The organism is Microcoleus sp. PH2017_08_TRC_O_A (assembly GCF_020738665.1).
Classification (GTDB): domain Bacteria; phylum Cyanobacteriota; class Cyanobacteriia; order Cyanobacteriales; family Microcoleaceae; genus Microcoleus.
In genome coordinates this window covers 1-9847 of the sequence record NZ_JAEQCE010000138.1, presented here as the reverse complement: position 1 = coordinate 9847, position 9847 = coordinate 1, and the positions used below count along the sequence as shown (strand labels likewise).

Annotated in this window: 13 protein-coding genes; 7 read left to right on the top strand and 6 right to left on the bottom strand. The window is 44.5% G+C overall.

Going from position 1 to position 9847, the window contains the following annotated elements; genetic code table 11:
* Nucleotides 1–267 precede the first annotated feature (267 nt).
* The 5 genes from JGK22_RS31285 to JGK22_RS31265 all read left to right on the top strand — a co-directional run bounded on the left by JGK22_RS31285 (nucleotide 268) and on the right by JGK22_RS31265 (nucleotide 4452).
* Nucleotides 268–1557, top strand: a complete 1290-nt coding sequence (locus JGK22_RS31285) for an ABC transporter substrate-binding protein (RefSeq protein WP_366027167.1) — start codon at nucleotides 268–270, stop codon at nucleotides 1555–1557.
* A 121-nt stretch (nucleotides 1558–1678) separates the two neighbouring features.
* Nucleotides 1679–2629 (top strand): branched-chain amino acid ABC transporter permease, encoded by a 951-nt coding sequence (locus tag JGK22_RS31280; RefSeq protein WP_293214068.1) that lies wholly within the window; start codon nucleotides 1679–1681, stop codon nucleotides 2627–2629.
* 153 nt (nucleotides 2630–2782) lie between these two features.
* Complete coding sequence (locus tag JGK22_RS31275) at nucleotides 2783–3718, top strand: branched-chain amino acid ABC transporter permease (RefSeq protein WP_293314435.1); 936 nt, start codon at nucleotides 2783–2785, stop codon at nucleotides 3716–3718.
* A 129-nt stretch (nucleotides 3719–3847) separates the two neighbouring features.
* Nucleotides 3848–4066: a hypothetical protein gene (locus JGK22_RS31270; protein ID WP_293186879.1), complete on the top strand. Its 219-nt coding sequence runs from the start codon at nucleotides 3848–3850 to the stop codon at nucleotides 4064–4066.
* A gap of 26 nt (nucleotides 4067–4092) precedes the next feature.
* Complete coding sequence (locus JGK22_RS31265; RefSeq protein ID WP_293186878.1) at nucleotides 4093–4452, top strand: aspartyl protease family protein; 360 nt, start codon at nucleotides 4093–4095, stop codon at nucleotides 4450–4452.
* A 194-nt stretch (nucleotides 4453–4646) separates the two neighbouring features.
* Here the strand turns inward: JGK22_RS31265 and JGK22_RS31260 are convergent, their stop codons facing one another.
* From JGK22_RS31260 to JGK22_RS31250, 3 genes are all read right to left on the bottom strand, one after another.
* A complete protein-coding gene (locus tag JGK22_RS31260; RefSeq protein WP_293186877.1) occupies nucleotides 4647–5114 on the bottom strand; it encodes a hypothetical protein in 468 nt (155 codons plus the stop codon).
* Nucleotides 5115–5305: 191 nt separating this feature from the next.
* Nucleotides 5306–5764 (bottom strand): hypothetical protein, encoded by a 459-nt coding sequence (locus JGK22_RS31255; RefSeq protein ID WP_293208355.1) that lies wholly within the window; start codon nucleotides 5762–5764, stop codon nucleotides 5306–5308.
* Between the two features lie 222 nt (nucleotides 5765–5986).
* Nucleotides 5987–6142, bottom strand: coding sequence for a hypothetical protein (locus JGK22_RS31250; RefSeq protein WP_293208353.1), 156 nt, complete (start codon nucleotides 6140–6142; stop codon nucleotides 5987–5989).
* Nucleotides 6143–6165: 23 nt separating this feature from the next.
* On the opposite strand from JGK22_RS31250, the gene JGK22_RS33390 reads away from it, so the two are divergent.
* Both JGK22_RS33390 and JGK22_RS33385 read left to right on the top strand, forming a co-directional pair.
* Nucleotides 6166–6381 carry a hypothetical protein gene (locus JGK22_RS33390; protein ID WP_325315940.1) on the top strand — a complete coding sequence of 72 codons (216 nt, stop codon included), beginning with the start codon at nucleotides 6166–6168 and terminating at the stop codon, nucleotides 6379–6381.
* A gap of 78 nt (nucleotides 6382–6459) precedes the next feature.
* Nucleotides 6460–6783, top strand: a complete 324-nt coding sequence (locus JGK22_RS33385; protein ID WP_363319241.1) for a hypothetical protein — start codon at nucleotides 6460–6462, stop codon at nucleotides 6781–6783.
* A 43-nt stretch (nucleotides 6784–6826) separates the two neighbouring features.
* Here JGK22_RS33385 and JGK22_RS31240 read toward each other — a convergent pair whose 3' ends face one another.
* From JGK22_RS31240 to JGK22_RS31230, 3 genes are all read right to left on the bottom strand, one after another.
* Complete coding sequence (locus JGK22_RS31240; RefSeq protein WP_293208351.1) at nucleotides 6827–7156, bottom strand: XisI protein; 330 nt, start codon at nucleotides 7154–7156, stop codon at nucleotides 6827–6829.
* Nucleotides 7157–7248: 92 nt separating this feature from the next.
* A complete protein-coding gene (locus JGK22_RS31235; protein ID WP_293314433.1) occupies nucleotides 7249–9114 on the bottom strand; it encodes a serine/threonine-protein kinase in 1866 nt (621 codons plus the stop codon).
* A gap of 258 nt (nucleotides 9115–9372) precedes the next feature.
* Nucleotides 9373–9786 (bottom strand): aldo/keto reductase, encoded by a 414-nt coding sequence (locus JGK22_RS31230; RefSeq protein ID WP_366027161.1) that lies wholly within the window; start codon nucleotides 9784–9786, stop codon nucleotides 9373–9375.
* Nucleotides 9787–9847 lie beyond the last annotated feature (61 nt).

Sequence of the window (9847 nt, the reverse complement as noted above, 5' to 3'; positions counted from 1 at the left end):
CTGTGCCTTAAGTTCGCGGTGTGAACCGCTCTCTCTCTGGCGCTTTATTAATATACTTATTTCGCAAGGGCTTGTCAAGCGTTTTGCGAAAATAATTTTGACTTTTTTTGAATTCATACACCGTATGGGTTTCGACTGTTGAGACCGACTCTTTGACCCGATCGCCCAATCTGCTTTTCCGGATTTCACTTGTTTGGGGCGTAATTCTAAGGTTTTTTCCGGGGACTCGGACGCTAATGGGTAGAATATCTCTACAGACACAGACAGATGTTCTATATATATGTGTTCGATCGCCCGCTCATGAAAAAACCGACAGCTCGCCCTAGTGCCTTATTCGTTACGTGCGCTTCACTGTTGCTGGCTTGCAGTCAGACAAATACTCCCCAAACCTCTACCACAGCATCTCCGGCGACTTCGCCCTCTGCCGGTACTTCGCCACAGGGTTCGGCCGGGCAGAATTCCAAGACTATATATATAGGGATTGGGGTGGCGCAAACTAGCAATGTGGCTTTACTCGGTCAGGAACAGGTGGCTGGGGCGAAAATTGCTGAGAAATATTTTAACGATAAGGGCGGTGTGGATGGGACGCCGATTAGATTGGTGTTCCAAGATACGGGTGGAGATGAACAAGGGGCGATTAATGCGTTCAATACTCTGATCAATCAGGATAAGGTGGTGGGGATTGTGGGCCCAACTCTATCACAGCAAGCTTTTGGTGCCGATCCGATCGCCGATCGCGCCAAAGTTCCCGTGCTCGCACCCTCCAATACGGCTAAAGGCATTCCCCAGATTGGCGATTATGTGGCCAGAGTCTCCGCGCCTGTAGCTGTGGTAGCACCGAATGCGGTTAAAGCTGCACTGAAGCAAAATCCCAATACTAAGAAAGTAGCCGTGTTTTTTGCTCAGAATGATGCTTTCAGCAAATCTGAGACTGAAACTTTTCAGAAAACCGTTAAAGAGATGGGACTGGAATTGGCAACAGTCCAAAAATTCTTGACTACTGATACAGATTTCCAATCTCAAGCCACTAATGCGATCAATGTCAAGCCCGATTTGATCATTATTTCTGGGTTGGCCGCAGATGGAGGCAATTTAATTAAGCAATTGCGGGAGTTGGGCTACAAAGGCGTTATCATTGGCGGCAACGGTTTGAATACTTCCAATGTATTTACTGTTTGTAAGGCTCTTTGCGATGGGGTTTTGATTGCCCAAGCGTACAGCCCGGAATATCAGAATGAAATTAATAAGGCTTTTCGCGATGCTTATCGCGCTCAATTTAAGAAGGAACCGCCTCAGTTTAGCGCTCAAGCTTTTACGGGCGTTCAAGTTTTTGTGGAGTCATTAAAGGCAATTAATGCTCAGTCTAAGGTTAGTGAAAAGCCTTTGGCCGAATTGCGTACAAAGCTTAATGAGCAGTTGTTGGCTGCCAAGTATGACACGCCTTTGGGGGAAATTTCTTTTACGCCGGAAGGTGAAATCAATCAAAAAGACTTTTATGTGGCACAAATTAAAATGGATGCGGATGGAGTTAATGGGAAGTTTGAATTTTTGAAATAAAGGAAGTTCGGCAAGGGATTTTGTAGCGGATTTAACGGATGTAGTCAAAAAATATGACAGTAGTTTTTTAGCTTATTTGTGATTGAATGATTTAATTTTGATGCCTAATTCGTGACTGGCGATGGACTTAACTCTGTTTCTGCAACAATTTCTGAATGGTTTGTCGATCGGCAGCGTGTATGCTATTTTTGCGCTAGGATACACGCTGGTTTTTTCTATTCTCGGGATTATTAATTTTGCTCACGGTGCAGTGTTTACCTTAGGTGCTTATTTCACTTATGCGCTGATGGGCGGTGCTTTCGGTTTTAACGGGTTGTTGGCTAATGCTAGAATTCCCGTGCAGTTGCCTTTCGCGGTGGCGCTAATTTTGGGCAGTGTGTTGGCTGGTTTGGTGGGAGTAATTGTGGAAAGAGTTGCTTTTTTGCCTTTGCGTCGCAGAAACTCCGATCCTCTGCTGACGGTGGTTTCGAGTTTGGGGGCGGCGGTGGCGATCGCAAATATGATTCAATATCTTGTCGGGGCTGAGATTTACACTTTTCCGGCTAATACTTACGGCAATTTGCCAGCAGCTATTAACTTTGGTACGGCGGATCGACAGATTCCGATTCGCACTGTGCAAATAGTGATTTTTGTGGTGGCTGTGGCGATTGTTAGTCTCCTAACTTACTTGATAAATTTCACTAAATTTGGTAAGGCAATGCAGGCGGTGGCTGAAGATGCTACTACTTCTAGTCTGTTGGGGATTGATACTGACAGGTATATTGTTTTGACGTTTTTTGTGAGTAGTTTTCTGGCTGGTTTGGCGGGGAGTTTGGTGGGTTCTAGTGTGAGTATTGCGGGGCCGTATTTTGGGATTGCTTTTGGTTTAAAGGGTTTGGCTGTGATTGTGCTTGGTGGGTTGGGGAGTATTCCGGGGGCTGTTTTTGGTGGGTTTATCATTGGTTTGGTGGAGGCTTTTGTGCCGGGAGATTTTTCGGCTTATAAGGATGCTGTGGCTTTTGCGATATTGTTTATTATGCTGTTGGTTAGGCCGCAGGGTTTGTTTGGGCGGCGTTTGATTCAAAAGGTGTAAGTTTGTTAGATCGATTCCGGTTACATCGGAATGATTTAACCGCAGAGGGCGCAGAGGGCGCAGAGAAAGAGAAGAGAGAAATGAATAATTCGGATGCGATCGCATTTGATAGAAAGCCCGTATTTAAGTATGTTTATAATTTAAGATAAAGTTATGGCTACATTTTTTACTACTTATGGGTTTCTGATTGTCTCGATGTTGCTGGGTGCAATGTTGGGATTGTCGCTATATTTGCCTTTGATGACTGGACAATTGTCTCTCGCTAGCCCCGGTTTTTATGCTTTGGGCGGCTATATTGCGGCGATTTTGTCTACGACGGTGTTTCAAACGACGGGGGGTTTATTTCCGCTGCCACTGCTGTTAGTGGAGATGATAATTGCAGGGGCTGTTTCGGGGTTGTTGGGTATTTTGGTGGGAGTTCCGGCGCTGCGGTTGCGGGGGATTTATTTGGCGATCGCAACTATTGCTTTTGTGGAAATTCTCCGCGTATTATCGCTGAATCTGGACATCACTGGCGGGGCTGTGGGGATTTTTGGGATTCCGCAACCGTTTGGAACGCCGATCGAGTATTTGTGGATTGTACTACCTTTACTGTTGGTAAGTATGGCGATTGTCTATCGGCTGGAACGGATTCGGGTGGGGCGGGCTTTTGCGGCGATCCGCGCTGATGAGTTGGCGGCTGATGCGATCGGCATTAATCCAACTTTTTATAAGGTTCTGGCTTTTACGTTAGGTGCTATTTTAGCTGGGGTTGTGGGTGCTGTTAGTGCACATTTTCTGAATACTTGGAACGCGCGTCAAGGTACTTTTGATGCTAGTATTATTTACTTGACTTCTGTGTTAATTGGTGGTAGCAGAACGTTTTTGGGAGCAGTTTTGGGTGGGATGGTGTTTACTGCTTTACCGGAGGTTTTGAGGGGAATGGCGACTATTCAGGGATTGCCGGTTTGGTTGGCGCAATTTCTGCGGGATGGGCGGTTAATTGTGTTTGGGGTACTGATTGTTTTGGGGACGATATTTTTTCCGCAAGGTTTGGTGACGCCGGAGTTGTTGAAGAAGTGGAGGAAGGGCGATCGTACTTCTGTTTAAAATTAGATTTTTGGTAAAAAAAGACAATGTGCGCTCGCATCCCAGTCCTTATCGATCGCCTATCTATAAAACCGTGTCTCACAGATCGTTTATGATAAATGTATCCTTGTATGTCTGGGAGTTTAAACTATGTCTCTCGCTGAGTTAATTCCTTTGGTGAACAGTCTGAGCCAGTCAGACAAATTATCACTCTTCAAACTCCTAGCTGTGCAAATCCCAAAGGCTGAACTACAAGTTATCTTTTCTGCATCAGAGTATCCGGTTTGGTCGCCCTACGACGCAACGGAAGCTGCAAACCTTCTGATGCAGATGATTCGGGATGACCGAGAGGCATCTACTCATACCTAGTACGATCGAGTTTCCCTTTTCTGACGATGAAGCATTACCCACGATTCCCATCACTCGCTCGTCATGCAGGCTTTTCTGTCTCCGCGAATGCACTGCTAGATACTGGGTCTGCGGTCAACCTATTACCTTATGACATAGGGCTGCAATTGGGTGCAATTTGGGAGGAACAAACTGTCCGCTTGCCATTGGCAGGAAATCTTGCAAGTGTTGAGGCGCGGGGTGTATTTGTGCAGGTTCAAATTGGGAATTTGGAACCAGTTCGTCTAGCATTTGCCTGGGCAGAATCCTCTCAAATACCCTTAATTCTTGGGCAAACAAACTTCTTTCGAGAATTTGATGTTTGTTTTCAGAGATCGCGATGCACGATCGAGATTATCCGCTTCTAATAAGCGTCGATGTCGATCGGTAAAAAAGAGAGGGGCGAGCGCATCCACACAAAGAGTGCGATCGCCCTGTCCGTGAAAAAAGACAAGGTGCGATCGCATCCACACCCCTTATCGATCGCCATCAATAAAAAAAGTAATAGCGCTCTAGTGAGAAATAGCGTCTTCAGATTAGAACTTCCATAAACGTGGGCGACCTATTGGATAGGTCTACCGTCTGGGATGCTGACCAAAGCCGGACAAGATATAGGTGTTACCGCTTTTAGAACAAAGTTACGTTCAAAAGCTTTTGGACCTGCAACCCAGCGTTTAGTACCTTGATCCAAAAGATACGCTTTGTTATTTAAACGATGACCGTTCTCTTTACAAAGAACAACTCTATTTTCCATTGTTAATGGTGATGCTTCCTCAATCAGCTCGACATCTATATATTGCTGAACCTGCCTTCCAGGAAACAAGAGGTCGAAAACATTAGGACCTGCAATCCACCGTCGTTTTCCTTGATCGATCCAGTAGACTTTACCATTACTAGGATGCGCGAGTAGTAAGCCATTCAAATCTGAGCGGTTCTTAGGTTGAGCTTGAGCATCATTAATAAATCCAGTAAAAACTTGGGCTAAGGTAGCCGCAGCAAGGCACATTGTAAATTTCAGTAATTTATTCATCTTGTCACCTAAACATTCGCATCTATCGATTTACAGTCATAAATCAACAGAGATAACTCTGTCAGTCGGATTGAGTCGGAACTTTTCCCGAAAAATTTGCTCAAATGTCGCAAAGATCGGAGAATATCTGAAAAACCTCCCTATCTGATCGCTCTACGGACATCGCAGAAGTATTAAAAATACCCAAGATTTTATCCAGGATTGGGGCAAGTACCAATATTTGTCAAACCTTGAGAGATAACTTCTAGAGAAAGACCTTCCAGCGGCGCTCCAAATTGCTGGCGTAACAATCCGAACAATGACGGTCCTACGTGGCAAATCTCTTTACGGGAGTTGATGTACATCACTCTGCCTTGGTTGTTTGGTGGCACATAAAGCCCTTGAGGCCATAGACAACCACCTCGAAAATTATAGGGAGTAAAAGGTGCATTTCCTCTACTCGGCATACCTCTATTAACAAATAGCCTCAACTGGGGAGGACCGACAATGTGACACGAAGTTTTCTCGGTGTTATTCCAGTAATATAGGTGACCTTGACTCTCATAGATACCAGATAAAATATTTGGAGGTGGTGGATTCTGAGCTACCCCTGGTAATGCAGAAGCAAAAATTCCAACTCCAGAAATCATGCCCACAATCAATTTTTTCATACTTATCTCCTTTTACGGATTCATATTTAACAATCTAAGTGTCAAACAATACCTTCCCAATCCAAACCCAAGCCCGATCGCCCTGTCAGTCGGATTGAGTCGGAACTTTTCCAGAAAAATTTGCTCAAATGTCGGAAAGATCGGATAATATCGGAAAAACCTGTCTATCTGACCGATCGATGGACATCGCAGAAGCCTGAAAACTGGTAGATGAAATTCTGTTCACAATACAGGCGATCGCCCAAAACCTATAAGATAATTTAGAAGTGCGATCGCAACTCGCAAAATAGTAAAGCCCCATCGGTCGCTGTTGGAGATTAAGATTAGATGCCCAGTCCCTTCTACCAACCAAGCTGCTTTGTAGCTCTTCCTTATCATAGACCGATCGCCCAAAACTGACAATGGAAAAAAAGACGGAAAAAGACGGGTATTTCTCAACTCGGGGTGCAAGGCGGAAAAAGACGGAAAAAGTCTGGTATAGTAACGAGAGTTCTCTGACACCCCTAGTGATGAACACCGCCGATATCTTGGAATTTGTAGATGAAGCGCTCAACGCGAAAACAGGCAAACATCTCAATGACTTGCAGCGTAAAATTATCGAGGGAATACTGAATTGACAAAAATATTCTGATATTGCAGGTACTTACGGTTGTACGGCGGGTCATGCTAAGGATTTAGGTTATAAACTTTTGCAAATGTTATCTGATACTTTTGATGAACCAGTTGATAAAAGTAATCTGGAATCTGTTCTAGAACGGCAATTAAATCTGAATATAAATTTTGGCGATCGCAACACTACTAATTTTTGGGAGAGCAACACAATTAATTATATCAATGGTTGCTCAGAACTACCCACTTCTACCCCAGATAAAAGTCAGGCTGCGACTCCCGACTATCAGGACGGCACGAATCAAGTTAAAATTGACATGGTTGGTAAATTACGACAGTTGGGATTGAAGGATGAGCAAATTGCAGGGGTGCTAGGACTACCCTTGGATGTCGTGAAGCAGATAGATTAAAAAGAATGAGTTTATTTTTCGATCGCTCTTTTGCCTTTCATCACTACACAGCGGTAGTCAAAGCTGTTAAAGAGTGTGGCAGAAAAGCTAAAACAATAGCGTTTTCTGGAATACCTTGGTCTATTAAATTTTGGGTAATGCCACATTCCATGCCGTCGTATTCAATATAAACTTTTCCATCTTCTAGGGTAATGTAAATTAAATTCCCTCTCACTCGCCGTCCTCTATCCCAACCCACTTGCATTAAAGCATAGCGATCGCGTGTTTCATCCAACACCGGATCTAGTCTAATGTCTCCATGAGAGGGACGCAATTTAGCGTATTGAAGAATCACCTGTTTTACGATTTCTCGATAGGTCGCGCTGGTATCCATTGTTTTACCTCGGTTTTTTCAGTCCGCGTAGGCGGACTTCGTTTGTGTAGACGCGGTTTCAACCGCCGAGTCATAAAGGAACTTCTACTATTTTATCGATTGCACCCCCAAATTTTAATAGTTCTGTCACTGCTGCCGCTCGCCAAAAACTCTCCTTCCGGGCTAAAATTAACAGAATACACCGAGTTAGTATGACCCGCAATATTACAAATTTCTTCACCGTCTTTAACCCGCCAAATCTTGATTGTTTGATTGCTGCTACTAGCCAGAATCTCGCTATCTGGACTAAATGCGATCGAATCAACATACCAAGAATGACCTGCAATTGTTAAAACTTCTTGCCCGTCTTTCATCCACCAAATTTTGATCGTATTGTCGTGACTGCCGCTTGCCAGAAACTCTCCGTTTGGGCTGAAAGCTAAACAGCGAACGCAGTCTGTATGACCTATCAGCGTGCGAATTAGCTTGCCATCTTTGACTCGCCAAATTTTGATGGTTCTGTCCCAACTGCTGCTAGCAATAGTTTCTCCGTCTGGACTGAAGGCGACAAAGTAAACTAAGTTAATGTGACCGGAGAATGTGCGAATTTCTTGCCCGTCTTTCACGCGCCAAAGTTTGATGGTTTTGTCCCAACTGCTACTAGCAATAGTTTCGCCATCTGGACTGAAAGCTAAGCCATAAACGGAGTTAATGTGACCGGAAAGTGTGCGAATTTCTTGCCCGTCTTTCATTCGCCAAAGTTTGATTGTTTTGTCGTGGCTGCTGCTGGCGAGTGTCTTTCCGTCAGGGCTGAAAACTACTGTATGAACTGAGTTTGTGTGTCCTGCGAGAGTCACTATTTCTTGCCCGTCTTCAACTTGCCAAAGTTTGATTGTTTTGTCATCGCTGCCGCTGGCGATAACTTCTCCGTTGGGGCTGAAAGCTACAGATGAAATTAAGTTTTTGTGTCCGCTTAATGTGTGAATACATTGCCAGTTATGGGTTTGCGGTGGGGGCGGATTGGGATTAGTGGCGGGTTTAACTGGTTTGGTGATTTTTTGCGGAATGGTGAGTTTAATTGCTGCTTCTGGATTCAGTTGTGTTAATACTTCTACAGCCATTTGATAGCGGCGGTTGGTAGCATTTTCAATCATTTTATCTAAAATTTTCCCGAGTTCTTTACTCACCGGGTTGTTACTTAAATACTGCCGCCAAATCCAGGCATCCTCGCCCGGATCGAACAGATCAAATGGGGAAACTTGAGTTAATAAATACAGGCAAGTTACGCCTAAACTGTACAAATCGCTGGTGAAAGATGCTTTGCCTCGGGCTTGTTCCGGGGCGATGTATTCGGGGCTGCCGATGCTGGTTCCTGTTTTGAGTAAGGCTGTACCTGTGGCAATTTTGGCAGCGCCAAAGTCTACTATAACTAATTGTTTATCGGCGCGGCGGATGATATTTCCTGGTTTGATGTCTCGGTGAATAACGTTGTGAGAATGGATGAAGTGCAGGACGGGTAGTAAGCTGTTGAGTAATTCTTGAATCTGAGTTTCTGTAAATGTGCCTTCTGTTGCTATAATTTGTGCTAGGTTTTGTCCGTCGATGAATTCTTGGACTACATATTGTCGGTTGTCTTGGATGGAATAGGCTAATAGTTCGGGAATTTGAGGGTGTTTTCCCAATTCATCCAATCGCATTGCTTCTTGTTCAAAAAGTTCGGCGGCTTTTTTGCTGTTGCGATTGCTGGCTGATGGGATGAGTTGGGTTTCTGCTGGTAAGAATTGTTTGATGACGCAGCGCGGTTTTGAGGGTTTGTCTTCGTCAACGGCGAGGAATGTTCTGCCAAAACCTCCTTGTCCGATCGCCTTTATGGCCCGATATCTGTCGCGCAGCAGCAGTTTTGACCGACAATTTCGGCAAATTTTGGCTGCATCCGGGTTTTGGGGCTTGGAACAATTGGGGTTTAGGCAGTAACTCATTCGATTTGGGATTTGGGATTTGGGGATTTGGGATTTGAGATATGGGAAGCTAGAGCGAATAAAACTTGTGAATAAATACCAAAAAAACCGGGTTTTATATCGAATCTGCGGGCTGTAACGCAGTACAATGCAAAAAACCCGGTTTCTGACTATCCATGCGTCCGAGACTTTAAAAGTTGGTTTGATCGTTCGGACTAAAGTTCTTTATCAACTGTCAACTGTCAACTGTCAACTGTCAACTGTCAACTGTCAACTATTTTAGAAGTTCCACATGACGGGATTGTCATCTAAACGATCGGTGACTGTTCGCCCGATCGCGTCAATCTCTTTTAAGTCCTCCTGACTCAACTTTACCTCAGCCGCTTTAGCGTTATCGGTGGCTTGTTCTGCGTCGCGGGCGCCGACAATTGCATTGGTTTGTGGCTGGGCAATCAACCACGCTAATGCTAAGTTTCCTAAGCTTGTTTGGTGGCGATCGGCAATTGGCTTGAGTTGATTTAATGCTGTTTGCACTCGGGCATAATTTTCTTTGAGGAACAGCTTATTTTTGGTGCGGTGGTCGCCTTCTGCAAATTTGTGTTCTGGCCCAAATTTACCTGTCAATATTCCTTGAGCTAGAGAAGTTATGATAAACCTACCCTTCCAGCCATTATGCCTGTACTTTCTAGACACTTTCTATTTGTTTAACGTATTTGCGTCATTACAGCCGTTGAGACAGCTTACTTGTAAGCCC

What these genes read in the sequence shown, in the direction of transcription:
- JGK22_RS31240 (WP_293208351.1), bottom strand. Translation starts at nt 7,156, where the DNA reads ATGGATACCAGCGCGACCTATCGAGAAATCGTAAAACAGGTGATTCTT.
- JGK22_RS31270 (WP_293186879.1), top strand. Translation starts at nt 3,848, where the DNA reads ATGTCTCTCGCTGAGTTAATTCCTTTGGTGAACAGTCTGAGCCAGTCA.
- JGK22_RS31265 (WP_293186878.1), top strand. Translation starts at nt 4,093, where the DNA reads ATGAAGCATTACCCACGATTCCCATCACTCGCTCGTCATGCAGGCTTT.
- JGK22_RS31280 (WP_293214068.1), top strand. Translation starts at nt 1,679, where the DNA reads ATGGACTTAACTCTGTTTCTGCAACAATTTCTGAATGGTTTGTCGATC.
- JGK22_RS33385 (WP_363319241.1), top strand. Translation starts at nt 6,460, where the DNA reads ATGTTATCTGATACTTTTGATGAACCAGTTGATAAAAGTAATCTGGAA.
- JGK22_RS33390 (WP_325315940.1), top strand. Translation starts at nt 6,166, where the DNA reads ATGGAAAAAAAGACGGAAAAAGACGGGTATTTCTCAACTCGGGGTGCA.
- JGK22_RS31250 (WP_293208353.1), bottom strand. Translation starts at nt 6,142, where the DNA reads ATGATAAGGAAGAGCTACAAAGCAGCTTGGTTGGTAGAAGGGACTGGG.
- JGK22_RS31235 (WP_293314433.1), bottom strand. Translation starts at nt 9,114, where the DNA reads ATGAGTTACTGCCTAAACCCCAATTGTTCCAAGCCCCAAAACCCGGAT.
- JGK22_RS31255 (WP_293208355.1), bottom strand. Translation starts at nt 5,764, where the DNA reads ATGAAAAAATTGATTGTGGGCATGATTTCTGGAGTTGGAATTTTTGCT.
- JGK22_RS31285 (WP_366027167.1), top strand. Translation starts at nt 268, where the DNA reads ATGTTCTATATATATGTGTTCGATCGCCCGCTCATGAAAAAACCGACA.
- JGK22_RS31275 (WP_293314435.1), top strand. Translation starts at nt 2,783, where the DNA reads ATGGCTACATTTTTTACTACTTATGGGTTTCTGATTGTCTCGATGTTG.
- JGK22_RS31260 (WP_293186877.1), bottom strand. Translation starts at nt 5,114, where the DNA reads ATGAATAAATTACTGAAATTTACAATGTGCCTTGCTGCGGCTACCTTA.